The organism is Bacillota bacterium (genome assembly GCA_013178415.1).
GTDB lineage: Bacteria > Bacillota > SHA-98 > Ch115 > Ch115 > Ch115.
The window spans coordinates 1-17,939 of sequence record JABLXA010000042.1 but is presented as its reverse complement, the minus strand read 5'-3'; the positions used below and the strand labels follow the sequence as shown (position 1 = coordinate 17,939).

Genomic DNA, 17,939 nt, shown 5'->3' with positions numbered 1-17,939 from the left:
GCTCATGCCTGAGGAGCATCTGTGGGGGCCTCGGGATTATTATAAGAGCCGTTTTTACACAGAGTCGACAGCTCATTTCGTGAGTGAGATCGGGTACCATGGTTGTCCTAATGTATCCTCGATCAAGAGATTCATCAGCCTTGACATGCTGTGGCCTTACCATGATAATGAGGAATGGCGCATCCATTGCACTGATCCTGTACCGGAGGGCGACAGCGGGTATTCTTACAGGGTGCCATTGATGGCAAACCAGATTAAAGAAATGTTTGGCGAGATACCCGATAACCTGGAGGATTTCGCGCTGGCATCACAGATTTCGCAAGCTGAAGCAAAGAAATTCTTCATTGAGATGACCCGGCTTCATAAATGGCGTCGCACCGGGATAATCTGGTGGAACATGCTGGATGGATGGCCACAATTCTCTGATGCTATAGTTGATTATTATTTTGGAAAGAAGCTAGCTTACTATTTCATTAAGCGGGTTCAGAAACCTGTCTGCATAATGATTGATGAGCCGGAAAACTGGCATGTGAATGTCGTGGCAGGGAATGATTCTAGGGAGGCGGTCTCCGGGACTTATCGGATCGTTGACGCTGATACAGGCGAAAACCTCCTGGCAGGGGATTTCATTACCCGCCCGAACGAGAACACTGTCCTGGGGCGCATCCGGGTCTCCCACGGAGAACGCAGGCTATTCCTGATTGAGTGGACGATAGATGGCAGGAGATACGGAAATCATTATCTCCTCGGGAAGCCGCCGTTCTCATTCCATCAATATCGCAATTGGCTCGAGAAGATAGCTGCGCTTCCGGAGGAATTTGACGCTGGAAATATAGCAAAGTAGATCACGGGATCGAGCCTGAAGGGCGATTCGTTCTTGACAGGCACCGGGACCGTCGCGGTTGAGTATTTGTTCCAGAATCCTTAGAAGAACCGGGGAACCGTGGCCAGGGGCATATTGGTCGGGTCTGATCTACTGACTATTAGCCACGTTTCGCCTATTGGGTACATTTGTAGGCCTGTTTGGGCTACTCGCAAACCGGTATTGGGGGCATTGCTGTGGATTCTAGAGAGCTGGTACGAAGGGCGATAGAATTTCAGGGGCCTTCCAGGATTCCCTTAAGGTATAGCTTTGATCCTGGACGATCGGATATTGTGGGCATAGGATATCATCCTGCAAAAGGGTGGACGCCCTGGGTCCCTGGCGAGGATGAGTTCGGATGTGTCTGGGACACACTCGAAGGTCGTGTGATATCCTCCTTTGGACAAGTAAAAGATTCTCCTATTAAGTCCTGGGATGAGTATGAAAACTATAGATTTCCAGATCCCCATGCCGAGGGCAGGTTTGAGGGGCTGGCTAAAGCGATTGAGCATCACAGGAGCAAGGGTAAGTATATAGTAGGCAGTATGGGTTTTCATGGGTTCAACCGGATGATGTTTTTGAGGGGGGCCGAAAATCTCCTCATGGATCTGGTTTTGAACCATGGTATGGTGAAAAAACTCGCGGATGACCTCATGCAGTGGGAAATGGCGATAATATCCGATTACCTCGAACTGGGCGTGGATGGCGTATGGTTCGGGGATGATTGGGGGACTCAGCGCGGTCTGTTTATTTCCCCTTCCCTTTGGAGGGAAATCTTTAAACCACTATATAAAGCACAGTTTGATCTTATTCATCAACATGGGAAGCATGTCCTATTCCATTCATGTGGATATGTATGGGATATAATAGGGGATTTTATTGAGATTGGCGTTAATGCGCTCAACCTTAACCAACCCAATATTTTTGGCAATGAAAATGTCTCTGGCATAGATAGGCTAGCCGAGAATTTTGGCGGGAAGGTATGTTTCATCTGCCCAGTGGATATGCAGACAACCCTGATAGCCGGGACGGAAGAAGACATCCGTAAGGAAGCGAAGCATCTAGTCTCCGCGCTAGGTAGATATAATGGTGGTTTCATTGCGTGCTGTGATGAGGGTATAGATCATGGTTATATACCTATCAAGAGGATCAGACTGATGGGGAAGGCGTTTGAGGAATTTGCATGGCCTGATTATCAAGTGAAGGTCTGGAGACCCCGTAGTATTCAATAGTTGTCAGGCCGGATAAATGCCTGGCAGGACGCGAGAGATCCCTCTGTGGATGCTGCGAAGGAGTTGTTCATATTACATTGGATTAAAGGAGAAGATATTAAGATCATGACCTCACGTGAGCGAGTATTGGCCAGTATTGACCATCATAGACCCGATCGTCCTCCTTACAGTTTCTCTGCCATGCGCGAATTATATGATCGGCTAAAGCAAGATTTGGGTCTGGATGACGCCGGAATGAAAGAGAAGTTCGGCGGAGATATCCGCTGGGTTGGGCCGGAGCCTAAAGCCGAGGCAAGTGAGATAAGATATGCGGACCCTACCATAGAGGTGACCCCAGATGGTTTCTATCGTGATATCTGGGGGGTGGATTTCAGGAGGGTGGAGCACTCTACTGGGGCATATGTAGATTTGGCGCGAAATCCGCTCCGGGATGTTACCTCAGTCGATGAATTGGCAGATTACCATTACTGGCCATCGCCTGACATGTGGGATTATTCCACCATCGAGGGAGAATGCATTGAATATGCTGACTATGCTACTATCGGACACACGCGGGGTTTCTTCGAGATCAGCTGGTTCATGAGGGGAATGGATAATTTCCTGAGCGATCTCCTGATAGATCCAGGGCTTGCATGCGGAGTGATGGATCGTGTGCTGGAATATCTAATCGCGCGGATGGAGCGTGTGCTTTCGGCGGCAAATGGGAAATTGGCCATGTTCGAGATCAATGATGACGTGGGTACCCAAAATGGCCTTCTAATGAGCCCGGATCTCTGGCGCCGGTATATCAAGCCGCGTTTGAAGCGTCAGGTGGATGTCTGCAAGCGGTATGGGGTGAAAGTGCAGTATCACTCATGCGGCAGCGTGCGGGGCATTATTCCGGACCTCATCGAGGTCGGAATCGATGTGCTAAATCCTGTTCAGGCCCTTGCTAAAGGAATGGATCCCTTTGAGCTGAAACGGGAATTCGGAAGCCATCTTACATTCCATGGCGGCGTGGATGAACAAGAGCTTTTGCCACATGCCACTCCTGGTGAAGTGAGAGATTATGTCAAGCGGCTTGTGGATGTGGTGGGGGCGGATGGTGGTCTCATCGTGGCGCCATGCCACACCATTCAGCCTGATACGCCTACAGAGAACGTCCTGGCCATGTATGAAACGCTATGGGAGTTGAATGGACCCATATGCGAGGCGCTTCGTAGGTTGTGTTGATCCGCGTATGGATCTCCCAGGGACTATCCACATGTAAGGCGTTCTGTAAGCTGGATTGATCAAGGCGCTTATAATTGGCCTTGCTTATAGATTTCCTACAACAAGATGAAGGGGGGTCGATGAAAATGAGCGACAGCGCCGGACCTAAGGCTCATACTCTACATATGATCGGAAATGCCCACATTGACCCTGTCTGGCTCTGGCAGTGGCCTGAAGGGCTTGAGTCTGCTCGTTCTACCTTTAAATCTGCCCTCGACAGGATGGGGGAGACTCCGGAATTTATCTTCACATGCAGTTCAGCCGCAGTCTATCAGTGGATTGAGAAGACAGACCCTGCGCTTTTCGAGCGCATCAAGAAGGCCGTTGAGGCTGGCAAATGGTGTATAGTAGGCGGCTGGTGGATGGAACCTGATTGCAACATTCCTTCAGGGGAGTCATTCGCTCGCCAAAGCCTATATGGGCAGAGATATTTCAAAGAGAAGTTCGGGGTAATGGCCAGGGTAGGATATAATATCGATTCCTTTGGCCATAATGGCATGCTGCCGCAAATTCTGAAAAAGAGCGGGATGGACTATTATGTCTTCATGCGGCCCATGTCCCATGAAAAGACCCTCCCGTGGCTCTTCTGGTGGGAAAGCGATGACGGTTCGCGGGTTCTCGCATATAGGATTCCGATAAGCTACAACTCAAGGGGCGGTCATTTAGGCGAGAAGGTCGGAAGGTTCATAAATGAAGTCAAACCCCTCCTTCCAGATATGATGTTCTTTTATGGGGTAGGGAATCATGGTGGTGGCCCAACAAAGGAGTCCATAGCCAGTATCATTGAGATGAACGCTGATCCCGATATGCCCGTGCTTGAATTCAGCAGCCCCAACCGGTTCTTCGAGAAGGTCGTACAGAAGGGGACATCAGATATTCCAGTAATTCACGAAGATCTCCAGCATCATGCAAGTGGATGCTATTCAGTGCTATCGGAGATAAAGCGAAATAACCGAAGAGGAGAGAATATGCTGCTGGCAGCTGAAAAATTTTCAGTAATGGCGGGGCTACTGGCAGGGAAGGAATATCCGAAGAAAGAGCTTACCCAGGCATGGCAAGATCTGCTCTTCAACCAGTTCCACGATGTTATGGGTGGAACATGCATAGTCGAGGCGTATGAGGATGCGAGAAACCTTCATGGCCGTTCGCTGCAGATAAGTACTGAGGAGCTGACCTTTTCGACTCAGAGCATTGCAAGCAAGATCAATACCTCCGGGACTGAACCCGCGCTCATAGCATTTAACCCCCATTCTTGGGCAGTGAAGGCACCTCTGGAATTCAGGCCACCCATTGATGGTATCATGGACTCCGAAGGCAACACTCTACTTCATCAAAGGGTGGAAAACCCGAACATAATAACTCAACGAGAAAGAAGCGCAGTTGTTGTTGAGATCCCGCCCCTGGGTTATCGGGTCTTCTACAATAGCAAAGAGGTCCTCTCTCCCGAGCAAATTGAGTCCCGTGGCATGTTGAAGGCTACGCCCACAACATTGGAGAACGACTGGCTCAGAGTTGAAATTGAACCTCGGACAGGTTATATCAGCGAGCTTTTCGACAAGATGAATGGGGTTAAGGTGTTTTCAGGCCGGGCGGCAGTTCCTGTTGTAATCGACGATCCCAGTGACACATGGAGCCATGGGGTCTTCGAGTTCAGAAATGAATGCGCGAAGTTCATGGATGCCGACGTAAGCCTCATGGAGAGTGGCCCTGTGCGGGCTCGCTTGAGAGTGGAAAGCGCATGTAACAAGTCAAAAGTTACACAAGATTTTATCCTTTATAGGGAACTCCCGTATATTGAATGCCGGGTGACTGTTGATTGGCGGGAGACATATAAGATGCTGAAACTGGCATTTCCGGTCAATGTGGAAGCACCCGAGGCTACATACGAGATGCCTTTCGGGCATATAGTGAGACCTGCTGATGGAGAGGAAGAGCCTGCGCAGAACTGGGCTGATGTGACAGGGCAGGCGGTATCCGCAGGTGGCAAAAAGCTCTGCTATGGCGTGAGCATACTGAATGATTGCAAATACAGCTATGACATAAAGGATTCGGAGATACGGCTTACAGTCCTCAGAAGCCCCTCATATGCTGACCATAAGACCAATGGGGTTCTTCCGGATGTGACCTATCAGAGCATCGATAACGGGATTCAGTCATTCAAATACTTGATCCTGCCTCATAAAGATACCTGGCGGGAAGCGGGGACGGTAAGATTAGGCCTGGAACTCAACCAGCCGGCCATCTGTCTTGTCGAATCCAATCATGATGGCAATCTCCCTGGTTCCTTATCGTTCATTGAGGTAAATCCAGGGAATATCCTACTCTCTGCAATGAAGTCGCATGAGGATTCAGACGACCTGATTGTGAGGGTCTACGAGTCAGAAGGGAAGGCGACCACTTCAGCCAAGATCAGGCTTCCTCTTATAGAACGGGAGTGGATCGCAGATTTCAAGCCCTGCGAGATAAAGACCTTCAGGATTCCTGCTGACGGGAGGCTCCCGATCAGGGAGGTAAATCTCCTGGAAATGGAAATAGCCTGAGAAGGAGAGTGTTTGTAGATGCGTGTTGCCTTGAACGGGAAATGGCATCTCTATTACTTCCCTGAAGGACAAATGAACATACAGGATCCCAAAACCCTGCGGAATGCAGGGTTTGGGCCTGTAGAAGCGCAGGTGCCCGGTAATGTGGAGCTGGATCTCATCCGGGCAGGAAAGCTTCCAGAGCCTTTTTTCGGCGCCAATATTCGAAAGCTTCGCCCTTATGAAACTTATGAGTGGTGGTATGAACGAGAATTCGATACGCCGCCGCAGGTGGAAGGGCGCAAGGTTGAATTGGTTTTCCATGGGGTTGATTGCATCGCTACATATTGGTTGAATGGTGAAAAACTTGGGGAATCCCGGAATATGTTCATAGAACATCGCTTTGATGTTACAGGGAAGCTCCGCCCCCAGGGAAGGAACCATCTTGTGGTGAGGTTGGGGTCGCCGGTCAACGAGGCTCGCCGCCATATCTATGATCCATCAATGGCGGCCGCTCCGATGAATTGGGAACAGCTTTGGATTCGTAAGGCTCCTCATAGCTATGGCTGGGATATCATGCCGCGGGCGCTTTCAGCGGGGATCTGGAGGCCCGTTGAGCTTGTCGTCCATGATTCAGATGAGATAACGGATCTCTATTTCCGGACTTACAGGGCGAATGATAGGATGGCAAGCATAGGGATCATGTTCCAGATAGATACCTGCGAACCAATTTCAGAAGGCTATGCTTTGAGATTTAGAGGAGAATGTCGGGATTCCTCATTTGAGCGCGAAGATTCCTCCCTCAAATGCAAAGATTCAACTTTTGAGGTGACGCGTCCGGTATTCTTCAATGCGGGGGAAATAAGATTCGACATATCCAACCCGAAGCTGTGGTGGCCTCGTGGCTATGGCGAGCCGCACCTCTATACTGTCACTACGGAATTACTTCGCCATGGCGAAGTAATCGCCAGCCGCCATGATCGTATTGGGATCAGGGTAATTGAACTAATCCGGACCGATGTTACTACCGCTGAATGCCCGGGGGAATTTCTTTTCAAGGTCAATGACACGCCAATACTTTGCAAGGGTTCCAACTGGGTTCCACTGGACGCCTTTCACAGCCGGGATGCGGAACGCTATCGCGCCGCCCTTGACCTCTTCAAAGACCTGGGCTGCAATATCGTTCGCTGCTGGGGAGGAAACGTCTATGAGGATCATGAGTTCTTTGACATTTGCGATGAATATGGCATTTTGGTGTGGCAGGATTTTGCCATGGCGTGCGCTCGATACCCTCAGACCCCCGAGTTTCTCGATATAATCCGTGCTGAGGCGACTGCTGTGGTGCGAAAACTGCGCAATCATCCTTCTCTTGCGCTTTGGTGCGGGGATAATGAATGTGATGAGGTTTTCACCGGGGCTGGCCTTGACCCGGCGAACAACCGGATAACCAGAGAAGTCCTGCCCCAGGTGGTATATAGCTGCGACCCTTCACGACCCTATTTGCCGAGTTCACCATATCATTCCCCTGAGGTTGTAAGAAGAAGAAACAGGCGGCTCATGCCTGAGGAGCATCTGTGGGGGCCTCGGGATTATTATAAGAGCCGTTTTTACACAGAGTCGACAGCTCATTTCGTGAGTGAGATCGGGTACCATGGTTGTCCTAATGTATCCTCGATCAAAAAATTCATCAGCCTTGACATGCTGTGGCCTTACCAGGATAATGAGGAATGGCGCATCCATTGCACTGATCCTGTGCCGGAGGGCGACAGCGGATATTCTTACAGGGTCCCATTGATGGCAAATCAGATTAAAGAAATGTTTGGCGAGATACCCGATAACCTGGAGGATTTCGCGCTAGCATCGCAGATTTCGCAAGCTGAAGCGAAGAAATTCTTCATTGAGATGACCCGGCTTCATAAATGGCGTCGCACCGGGATAATCTGGTGGAACATGCTGGATGGATGGCCACAATTCTCTGATGCTATAGTTGATTATTATTTCGGAAAGAAGCTTGCCTATTACTTTATCAAGCGGGTTCAGAAACCTGTCTGCATAATGATTGATGAGCCGGAAAACTGGCATGTGAATGTCGTGGCAGGGAATGATTCCAGGGAGGCGGTCTCCGGGACTTACCGGGTTGTTGACGCTGATACAGGGGAAAACCTCCTGGCAGGGGATTTCATTACCCGCCCAAACGAGAACACTGTCCTGGGGCGCATCCGGGTCTCCCACGGAGAACACAGGCTATTCCTGATTGAGTGGACGATAGATGGCAGGAGATACGGAAATCATTATCTCCTCGGGAAGCCGCCGTTCTCATTTCATCAATATCGCAATTGGCTCGAGAAGATAGCTGCGCTTCCGGAGGAATTTGACGCTGGGAATATAGCGAAGTAGTCCGCCATTACGGCCCTCATTTGCGGCCATCGCAGGATGGAGATGGGGCTATTGTAGAGTGAAGATAGGTCCATCGCAGGGTAAAGATGGGTCTATCGCAAGGTGAAGATCGGGCCGTTACAGGGCGAAGGCCGAAGATAGCGGTGGTCCGTTTTTGTAGTGAAGAAAATGGCGGAGTCTCAGTTTGTTTGGCAACAATTGGAGGAGGTTTCCCTTGGATGAATGTGGTCGCCGGAGTTGACATTGGTGGCACTAAATGTGCAATTTCACTAGGTAAAGCAACTGAGAACAGCATAGAGATCATAGATAAATTAGCATTCCCGACTCCGGAATCGCCTGATACCGCAATCCAGATGATCATCGGTGGTTTAAGGGAATTGCTCATGAAATATCCAGAGAGTCCACCTGCGGCAATCGGAATCAGCTGCGGAGGGCCGCTGGACAGCAAAAGAGGCCTGATTCTATCCCCGCCCAATCTGCCTAACTGGGATTCAATCGATGTATTCACGCCATTTGTGGAGCAATTTCACATACCCGTCGGGCTTCAAAATGACGCTAATGCCTGCGCCCTGGCGGAATGGCGGTGGGGGGCTGGCAGAGGATGCAAGAATATGATATTCCTCACTTTTGGCACGGGCATGGGGGCAGGCCTAATCCTGGATGGAAGGCTGTATACAGGGACAAATGACATGGCTGGTGAGGTTGGTCATATCCGGCTTGAACGCGATGGGCCGGTGGGATATGGCAAGGCCGGCTCTTTCGAGGGATTCTGTAGTGGCGGGGGGATCGCGCAACTTGCGAAGAAGATGGCGGAGGATGCGCTGGATTCAGGGAAGGTTAGTCTTTACTGCCCGACGCGCGAGGCGCTACCCCATGTGACAACCAAGAAAGTAGGAGAGGCCGCGCAGATGGGGGATCCTCTGGCGCTGGAAGTATTCCGCATTGTGGGTAGAAAGCTGGGCAGAGGCCTGGCCATCCTGGTGGATATCCTCAACCCGGAGAAAATCATCATTGGTAGCATCTATGTAAGGCAGAAGTCCATTCTGGAGCCGATTGTGATAGAGGAATTGAAAAGGGAAGCGTTAGGCCAGTCTCTTTCTGCGTGCCAGATAGTTCCCGCCGGACTCGGGGAGAATGTCGGCGACTTTGCTAGTCTTTCTGTGGCTGCCGGCCTGATAATGGGAAATTGATAGAAGAAGAGGTCTATCAGTGCCGACTTCAGCTGCTGGCACTGAGTTCCGCGACTGACCGGGCTGAACCGGTCGCAGGCCGCCGCGCTTCAGCCTGTGCGGAGCGTCACGGCGAATAGTGATAGTTGGAAGGGGCCCTCTCGGGCCCATTTCCTTGAAATAGCTGCTTATTCATAATGAGTCCACATTCGCAAAATCTTCACGATCCGCTGTTCCTCCAAAACCTGATACACTAGCCTGTGCTTGATGTTGATTCGCCTTGAATAAGCACCTGATAAATCGCCCACCAATTTTTCATACGGGGGCGGATTTTGATAAGGATTGCTCTTTAAAATCGTCAGCAACTCTTGGACACTCTCTTTTAAGCCGGCAGCCTTAATTTTCAATGCATCTTTTTGGGCTTGTCTGGTAAAAAGCAACTTATAATTCACCATTCAAGCTCTTCCTGGCATTCTGCAATCGGTGTTTTCATTCCTTCGAGTATCGATTCCCTCATGCCAGGTATACTCAACAGGTAAAGAGTTTCCTGAATTGCATTCCAGTCACTCTCAGAAATCAATACTGCATTGCCTCTTTTGCCAATGATTTGCACGGGTTCATGCGAACGACTGGCTGCATCAATCAGTGAATAGAGTTTTTCACGCGCTTTAGTGGCATTAATAACTCTCATTCTTACAACACCTCAATAGTAATATAACGTACGCTTTGACGTACGTCAATAATATCATTAAGGAGGACAAGTTGAGCATATGCGGCATTAATCATCTAAAAGCAATGGCGAACCATCCCTTCATATTCGATCTGTTGGAAGGAAATCGGGAAAATCCGCAGAATGATATGGTGGATGTAAGATGGGAGTCAGATTGTAATTCCATTGTAAGGTAAAGACAAGGAGGCAGGGCTATGGCGAAGATCACTTTCATCGGAGCCGGCAGCATGGTATTTACGCGCAACCTGGTGCGAGATATTCTCACGTTCCCGCTTCTCGCAGATGCCACAATATCCCTCATGGATATAAACGAAGAACGCTTAAACTTCGCAAAGCGGGCAGTAGAGAAGATCATAAATCAGGGTAAGTATCCCGCCAAAATAGAAGCCACCACCGATCGGGCGAAGGCGCTTGAGGGAGCAGACGCGGTACTGTGCACAATATTGGCTGGTGATGTCCAGGTCTGGCGTCACGATATCGAGATTCCCAAGAAATTCGGGGTTGATATCAATGTAGGGGATACACGAGGGCCGGCAGGCATCTTCCGGGCCTTGAGAACTATTCCGGTTATGCTGGATATCTGTCATGACATCGAACGATATTGTCCAAAGGCCATCTTGCTGAACTACACCAACCCCATGGCCATGCTGTGCAGGGCCATGCAGAGAGAGACATCAGTGCGAGTCACAGGCCTCTGCCATAGTGTGCAAGGGACAGCAGAGATGCTGGCTCGCTGGATCGGCGCGCCGATGTCGGAGATTGATTTCGTCTGCGCAGGGATAAATCACCAGGCATGGTATCTGAGGTACGAATGGAAAGGTGAAGACGCATATCCTCTCATACGTGAAGCTGTGAAGAGGCCCGAGATATATCAGGAAGAAATTGTTCGTAACGAAATGTTCCTTCACCTTGACTATTATGTGACTGAATCCAGCGGCCACAACTCAGAATATAGCTGGTGGTTCCGCAAACGGCCTGACTTGATTGAGAAATACTGCACTCATGGGACCGGGTGGAATCCTGGAGAATATGCCTACATTTTGAAGGAATACCTGAAGCGGGAAGATACCTGGAAAGACGATGTAGAGGAGTGGCTGTCTAAAGATATCAGCCTGGAACGCGGTCATGAATATGCGGCTTATATCATAAATGCAGTCCTTGGCGGTGAACCGTACGAATTTAACGGGAATGTGCCCAATACCGGCATAATTTCCAACTTGCCGGAGAACGCCTGTGTCGAGGTGCCGGTCCTGGCCAATCGTCGTGGCTTTAATCCTATACATGTGGGTGCATTACCGCCACAGTTGGCTGCATTGAACAATATCAGCATAGCGGTGGAAGAGATGGCAGTGGAAGGCGCCCTCACGGGCAATCCACGGTTAGTGTTCCATGCTATTGCTTATGACCCATTGACGGCTGCAGTCCTGTCTCTAAGCGAAATAAAAGATATGGTAAGCGCGATGTTCAGGCAAAATGAGCCATATCTACCTCAATTCAAGACTATCAAAATCTAATAATGATATCTAAGATGCGGGACTCCCGGACGGCAACTCATCTTTGCGTTGAGGTGGGTTTCAGCCGCCTGGGGGCCTATTGAGAAGGGTCGTTGGATGGAAAAGTCGCGGCCACTAGCGGAGATCCTCAGGGGAATAGATGATAAGAAGGCGTTGATTGATAGCCACAGGCCTCTTCCTGATGCTGTTGTTCAGAAGTTGAAAGAATATTTTGATATAGAATGGACATATACGAGCAACGCCATTGAAGGGAGCACCATCACCAGGCAAGAGACCTTGGTCATATTGAAGCATGGACTCACAGTGCGTGGCAAGCCACTTGTGGAGCACCTGGAAGTCATTAATCATAAAGCGGCAATAGACTTCGTTGAAGGCCTTGCAAGGGGTGGTGACCCCATCACGGAGCTTGAAATACGGCAGGTCCATTCACTTGTCCTTCGAGGAATAGATGATGAGCACGCGGGGAAATATCGAACGCAGCAAGTTTATATATCAGGCTCAAAGTATATCCCCCCGGACCCTGCGGATGTGCCAATTCGCATGAATGAATTCTCCATCTGGCTCAACGATGCGGTGCAAAGTATGCATGCTGTTGAGCGCGCTGCCCTGGCGCACCTTGAACTGGCGCTTATCCATCCATTTATAGATGGCAACGGGAGGACTGCGAGGCTCCTTATGAATCTGTGCCTGATGCGAGACGGTTATCCAATTGCGATTATAAGGCCCGAGGACAGGCTTGAATATTACGATGCCCTAGAGCAGGCAGGGGAGGGGAAAAGGGAGGAGTTTATCCGGTTTGTGGCAAAGGCCGTGGATAGGACTACAGATATGTATCTTAAGTCCATATTGAGATAGGGATTCATATATATGGAGCCATGGCGCCCAACTTGGCTCAGTCCTATATATCAAAACATGAAGGCAATGGCACATACCGATTTTATTCTCCATGTCGCATGGACGCAATCCTACATATCAGAACGCGAAGGAGGAGGACGGCTTTGTTCAAGCTTGGGGTTATCACCGATGAGATAAGTCAAGACCTTGACCATGCGCTCGATGTCATTTGTGAATTCAATATGGGATATGTGGAGCTCCGTTCCATCTGGGGTATAAACATAGCTGACCTGAAAGATGATAAGATTTCGCAGGTTAAAGAGGCAATTGAAAAGAGAAATCTGAAGGTTGCTGCCATCGCCGGGCCATTCCTTAAGAGCGACCTTCCGGGCAAGCCCACAAGGCACTCGGTTGGGAAAGATACCTTTTTTGCTTCTGGAGGAGATTATGAACGTCAACTGAATATCTTGCGAAGGTGTCTGGACCTCGCGCACTATTTCGATGCCCCAATAGTGAGGACTTTTGCGTTCTGGCGTCAGCCTGCCGTCACTGATGAGCTTCTTGAGGAAATTGCTTCATATTTTGATGAGCCTTTAGCTATGGTCAAGGAGGCGGGGGTCAAACTCGCCCTTGAAAATGAGCATGAATGTTGCGTCGGGAACGGAGACGAAGTCAGGCGTTTCCTCTCCATAATCATGAACAAATACCCGGATCGGTTCGCTTCCTTTGGAATCATATGGGATCCCGGCAATGCCTTCTTCCTGAATGAAACCCCTTATCCGGACGGGTACGAGGCTGTGAGGAAGGATAAGATCATTCATGTGCATCTGAAGGATGCCAAGATTGATCAAGAGACAGGCCGGCGGATGTGGGCGGCCATAGGGGAAGGGCGGATCGACCTCTTAGGCCAAATGGCGGCCCTCAAACGAGATGGATATGATGGAGTGCTTTCCCTAGAAACCCACTTCCGCGCAGAAGGTCTCACGCCGGAGGATGCAACACGTCGTTCATTCGCTGGCCTGAAACGTATCCTGGATCAGGTTTGCTCTTGATTTGGGCGGAGTCTTATGCTGCTGCGGCGGTGCCATCAGAATGATGGAAGCCGCAGCGTGCATATTCTGGGTTAGGCCAACTGCGCGCAGCGATCGAGGTGATGCCGAAGGAAATGATAAAATAGTGTTACTGGTTGAAAGGGAGCATTTTTCTGTGGTATAATCTTACAAGAAAGGTGATACTCTTTACTTGTCTTTAATTAACCACGCTTGGGGGGATGATCATTGCTACCAGTTAGGAAAAGGATTGCACCAGACGGTAGTATCTTAATTGGAGAGGCGTTAAGGATTGCCAAAATCCAACCTGGCGATCTGGTTGAGATTGTTCCGGCTATAGATAAAATTACCATTAAGCCCGTAGCGCCCCAAAGGGCAAAGGACATAGTTAGGGCTGTGGCCGGGAAATGGAAGGATCGCCGCGACCTCGTGGAGGACCTATCGCGCGTCAGGGAGGATGAGGATGATCGACCGGGAACGAGCCTGGAGTAAATATATCATTTGTAATCCCTTTGATCTTTTTGCCAAGGAATAGCATCCAGGGATGGTTTTAGTCCCGTGACGCCGCCTCCCTTTTCCATTGTGTTCAAGTATAGCGTTACAATACGCCTATCCATTAAATCCCTCCTGCCTAAGGCCAATCATAAATGAATTAAGCTAATGGGTCAATATAAGTTATGCCCTTATGACCTATGTATTCCAACGCTCAGCTATACTTCAGGATAACTGCCACCATTTCCAGGGGTTCATCTCCCGATGCCTCAATTGCATGCCCTGCGCCGCCGCCGGTAAGAACAGCGTCTCCAGGAGCCACTTCTCTCCGGGTCCCATTGTCGTCCACGATTCCATGACCAGATAAAATATAGAAGATTTCCTCTTCACCCTCATGGCGATGAAAGCCAATCGATGCGCCTGGCGGCAGATGCAAATGGGCAAAGAGCCGTGCCTTGCCGGTTAGCTGATCCTCCCGGAAGATATGGCGAATCTCAACTAATCCAGTACCCCCACGCATCTTTTCGCGTATTTCCCGTTCCATTTCCTGTGCTGTCCGAATCATTCCACAACTTACCTCCCCATTATTTATAATCTCACGGTGATGAGATTTCCTGATTCATAGCGTCGCAATCCCACCCGAAAGAGGAACCGGGCGCTTATTGCCATGGCCAATGTAGCCGCTATAAGGGCTCCGAAGAAGCCCGGGCGAAAATCGCGAATTACATGCACCGGAACAGAATTGATGAATCCGGCTGGAATGAGGGTGAATAGGATTATCTTCGTCATCCCTCGAAAAACTGAAGTCGGATATGAGGAGAAATGAATCATGGTCATGGCAAGCTGCTCTGAGATGCCCTGGGCATTTCCGATGAAGAAAGCCAGAGAATGTGCGAGCACAAAGAAGCTGACAAAGAACACTGCTGCCATTGCTATGGAGAGAAGGTAGAGTATAACACGAACAGGGGTGGGATCACCAAATGCCGCAAAGACCAGGATTCCAAAAGCCACGTCCCCCCAGGCGGAGGTGCTCATGCGAGTAATGAGCACATGGGTTAACACATCTTTCGGGAGGGTGAGGTAAAAATCTAGTTCGCCGCGCAAGATCACGCCGGCCAGATTGAGGCAATTTCCGAAAATACCTGACGCTAAGCCAAATGAGGTGGCGAGGACTGCCCACAGCACAACTACATCCTGTCGCTGCCATGCCCCGAGCACCGGGAATTTGGTGAAATATAGCCACCAGAAGGCAAGCCAGATCCCATCATTCAAGAACATTCCGATGATCTGTGAGAAAAAACTGGCGCGATATTCCATTGCCGTCTGGAAATTGATTTGCGCATAAGCCGCTACGAGCTTGAGATGCTGCAGGATGCGTTGCCGGAAGCTATCCCCCGTTGACATTTAGCCTCCTCCTCCCGAGGTTGAATATGCCGGAAAGCGCGAGAGCGAGAATCACAACCCAGGTTATCTGCGCCAGAAGGATAGCTACGGGCGCCTCTCCGGAGAAATTGGCAAATAGCCTTGCAGGCGCGTAGACTACTTGATTCATTGGCAAGGCTTCCGCCACCCGGCGCAGCGCGGCCGGGAATAATTCAAGGGGCAGCAGAGTCCCTCCCAGTATGAGTGTAAGGCAATTGTAGATAAGGCCGAAAGGCGCTGTATCTTCCACCCAGAAAGCGAGCAGCCCTATTGACGATGATATGGCGAAATCTACTGTTAGCCCCAATAAAATGGCCACCACAACGGGGATGATTGCCCCTGCCGGCACATAAATCGGCCCTACCATCAGAAGCGCAACTATCCCACCCACCAGAAGGCTGGCCATGACTCTGACGAGGGACTCCCCCAGAAACATCGAATAGTGGAACAGGAGATAGTTGAATGGCTTATTCAGCGAATATGCGATCTGCCCTGACCTGACTTCTTCATCCATTCTCCGGGTGTACCGGATTCTCCCGGTTATGATGCTCTCCGTCAAAACGAGGTACCAGATCATCTGTGTCATGGAATAGCCGGAGATGACGGCATGGCCTGTAATTGAGTAGGTTGTTCTCCAGAGATGAACGAACACAAAGATCACGACCGCCATGAAAATAGTCCGGGCCAGGGTGTCATAGAAATAAGCGATGGAATTCTCGATGGATAAGGTCAGCACCTTGAGATACTTATCCATGGACCTGATGACATGGAATATCCCCCTGCGGCGTCCGCGACCCGGATCTATGTAGTATCCGCGATCTGGGACTAAATCAAAACCTGATGCAGCCGCCGGCCGGTCATTCACCTATCTCCACCCCCGGCAGGTTGAATTTCGCGATAGATTGTGGCGATTATGTCCTCAAGGGGCGGGTCGGATATATTTATATCGATCACTTTGAAGTTCTGGAGGATGAAACTCACCACCTGTTCAATCTGCCGCTGGCTCGTATCTACCTCAAGTTTTATGCCATAGCCTTTTGCCTTGACGACCCGCACACCCGGGAGGGATATGCTTCCCTCTGACACCGGAGCTCCGCATTTGAGATCTATTACCTTGCTCTTCAGGTATGTCCGCTTCAGGGTGGAAGTACTCTCATCCAGGACAAGCTGCCCATTGTTTATAACAATAACGCGACGGCAGAGGTCCTCGATATCTCCCACATCATGGGAAGTAAGGAATACCGTGGTCCCCTCGTGCGTGTTTACATGCTTTATCAGCGCACGTATACTCTGCCTTGCCACCACATCCAGACCAATGGTAGGCTCGTCGAGAAGAATGAGAGCTGGTTTGTGAAGAAGCGAGGCCGCAATCTCACACCTCATTCTCTGGCCAAGGGACAACTTTCTTACAGGAGTGCGTTCAAACTCTTTTATCTCGAATATGTCGATGAGGTGATCCCTTCTCTTAATATATTCGTGGTGATCAAGCTCATAGATTCTGGCCAGGAGGTCAAAAGTGTCTAATGGGGGTAGGTGATACCACAGCTGTGATTTCTGCCCAAAGACGGATCCTATATGGAATGCCAACCGTTCGCGGTCATTCCACGGCGTAAATCCCAGCACTCTTGCCTCCCCGGAGGTGGGGAAGAGAATGCCGGTGAGAATCTTGATGGTCGTGGATTTCCCTGCGCCATTTGGGCCGATGAAAGCCAGAGACTCACCCTGGGCAACTTCGAAGGAAATTCCGCGCACTGCGTGGATGTGCGAAAATTCAGGCCTGAAGATAGAACGAATACTTTCCCTGAGGCCTGACCCCTTCTGTTTTGTGACAAATGTCTTGGTGAGCCTTTTTGCGATGATAACGGGCATCATAGGCGTTCGACGCAGAGTCCCCACAATCTTCTAGGTGGGATACGCCAGTGCTCTCCTTCCTTCATGCAGTTACAGAAACTCTCTGCCTCTGAGCCGGGTAGGAGGGGTATTCTCGAAGGGCGAGGAAGACTATCGCGACCGGCCCGGCGATCTAAATGGCATTAGTTAAATTATATCATGATTTCAACAAGGAAATCGCTATGGTATGTCAAATACTCAGGACAACGTCAAGGTCCCTATTTGTTATTGGCTCATTGATAGATTAGCGAGATAATCAGTGGGCTATGCTTTACTGGTACAAAACTATTTTGTTAATGGCCGTTGGTCATCCACTCCTATTACAAGGCTTTTCCCACGAAAAGACTTCGTGAGATATGAAAAGGAAATCCATGAACCTGGATTTCAAGGGAGTAGCGTCCGTATAATGGTGTAAAAAGGAGTAGAAGGGGCCCTAGAAGAAGGAAGGGCCACCCCTCCTCTGGTAGATGAATAATTGAAATAGAAACATCACCAGGAGGAGTAAGAGATGGCCCAGTATCAGGTTACAGTAGACGGAGAGGTTTTGCAACAGCTGTTTGTTCGCGATGATGCACTCG

Annotated in this window: 16 protein-coding genes; 10 read left to right on the top strand and 6 right to left on the bottom strand. The window is 49.9% G+C overall.

The features are described 5' to 3' along the window. The first annotated feature begins 79 nt into the window (after positions 1-79). The 6 genes from HPY52_16665 to HPY52_16640 all read left to right on the top strand — a co-directional run bounded on the left by HPY52_16665 (position 80) and on the right by HPY52_16640 (position 9,451). The gene (locus tag HPY52_16665) at positions 80-844 is read left to right on the top strand and encodes a hypothetical protein (GenBank protein ID NPV81865.1); all 765 of its coding nucleotides are present in this window, start codon (positions 80-82) and stop codon (positions 842-844) included. Positions 845-1,059: 215 nt separating this feature from the next. Beyond that, positions 1,060-2,094 carry a hypothetical protein gene (locus HPY52_16660; protein ID NPV81864.1) on the top strand — a complete coding sequence of 345 codons (1,035 nt, stop codon included), beginning with the start codon at positions 1,060-1,062 and terminating at the stop codon, positions 2,092-2,094. Beyond that, positions 2,095-3,306: a hypothetical protein gene (locus HPY52_16655; GenBank protein NPV81863.1), complete on the top strand. Its 1,212-nt coding sequence runs from the start codon at positions 2,095-2,097 to the stop codon at positions 3,304-3,306. It abuts the gene before it with no gap. A gap of 125 nt (positions 3,307-3,431) precedes the next feature. After that, positions 3,432-5,885 carry an alpha-mannosidase gene (locus HPY52_16650; protein ID NPV81862.1) on the top strand — a complete coding sequence of 818 codons (2,454 nt, stop codon included), beginning with the start codon at positions 3,432-3,434 and terminating at the stop codon, positions 5,883-5,885. An 18-nt stretch (positions 5,886-5,903) separates the two neighbouring features. Next, complete coding sequence (locus HPY52_16645) at positions 5,904-8,261, top strand: glycoside hydrolase family 2 (protein ID NPV81861.1); 2,358 nt, start codon at positions 5,904-5,906, stop codon at positions 8,259-8,261. A gap of 218 nt (positions 8,262-8,479) precedes the next feature. Further along, positions 8,480-9,451 (top strand): ROK family protein, encoded by a 972-nt coding sequence (locus HPY52_16640; protein NPV81860.1) that lies wholly within the window; start codon positions 8,480-8,482, stop codon positions 9,449-9,451. Positions 9,452-9,618: 167 nt separating this feature from the next. Here HPY52_16640 and HPY52_16635 read toward each other — a convergent pair whose 3' ends face one another. Further along, positions 9,619-9,882, bottom strand: coding sequence for a Txe/YoeB family addiction module toxin (locus tag HPY52_16635; protein NPV81859.1), 264 nt, complete (start codon positions 9,880-9,882; stop codon positions 9,619-9,621). Further along, positions 9,879-10,121, bottom strand: coding sequence for a type II toxin-antitoxin system Phd/YefM family antitoxin (locus HPY52_16630; protein NPV81858.1), 243 nt, complete (start codon positions 10,119-10,121; stop codon positions 9,879-9,881). Before HPY52_16630 ends, HPY52_16635 begins: the two co-directional genes overlap by 4 nt. 233 nt (positions 10,122-10,354) lie before the next feature. Here HPY52_16630 and melA point away from each other — a divergent pair, with 233 nt between their 5' ends. From melA to HPY52_16610, 4 genes are all read left to right on the top strand, one after another. Next, positions 10,355-11,674 (top strand): alpha-galactosidase, encoded by a 1,320-nt coding sequence (gene melA / locus HPY52_16625; GenBank protein NPV81857.1) that lies wholly within the window; start codon positions 10,355-10,357, stop codon positions 11,672-11,674. Positions 11,675-11,797: 123 nt separating this feature from the next. Beyond that, entirely contained in the window at positions 11,798-12,529 is a 732-nt protein-coding gene (locus HPY52_16620) for a Fic family protein (protein NPV81856.1), read from the top strand. A 143-nt stretch (positions 12,530-12,672) separates the two neighbouring features. Continuing rightward, positions 12,673-13,560 (top strand): sugar phosphate isomerase/epimerase, encoded by an 888-nt coding sequence (locus HPY52_16615; protein ID NPV81855.1) that lies wholly within the window; start codon positions 12,673-12,675, stop codon positions 13,558-13,560. Positions 13,561-13,785: 225 nt separating this feature from the next. Beyond that, complete coding sequence (locus HPY52_16610) at positions 13,786-14,049, top strand: hypothetical protein (GenBank protein ID NPV81854.1); 264 nt, start codon at positions 13,786-13,788, stop codon at positions 14,047-14,049. Between the two features lie 214 nt (positions 14,050-14,263). On the opposite strand, the gene HPY52_16605 is transcribed toward HPY52_16610, so the two are convergent. From HPY52_16605 to HPY52_16590, 4 genes are all read right to left on the bottom strand, one after another. Further along, a complete protein-coding gene (locus HPY52_16605; protein NPV81853.1) occupies positions 14,264-14,614 on the bottom strand; it encodes a cupin domain-containing protein in 351 nt (116 codons plus the stop codon). A gap of 23 nt (positions 14,615-14,637) precedes the next feature. Next, complete coding sequence (locus tag HPY52_16600) at positions 14,638-15,453, bottom strand: hypothetical protein (protein NPV81852.1); 816 nt, start codon at positions 15,451-15,453, stop codon at positions 14,638-14,640. Continuing rightward, positions 15,437-16,225: a hypothetical protein gene (locus tag HPY52_16595; protein ID NPV81851.1), complete on the bottom strand. Its 789-nt coding sequence runs from the start codon at positions 16,223-16,225 to the stop codon at positions 15,437-15,439. Before HPY52_16595 ends, HPY52_16600 begins: the two co-directional genes overlap by 17 nt. Before the next feature lie 107 nt (positions 16,226-16,332). Beyond that, a complete protein-coding gene (locus HPY52_16590) occupies positions 16,333-17,340 on the bottom strand; it encodes an ATP-binding cassette domain-containing protein (protein NPV81850.1) in 1,008 nt (335 codons plus the stop codon). Positions 17,341-17,939 lie beyond the last annotated feature (599 nt).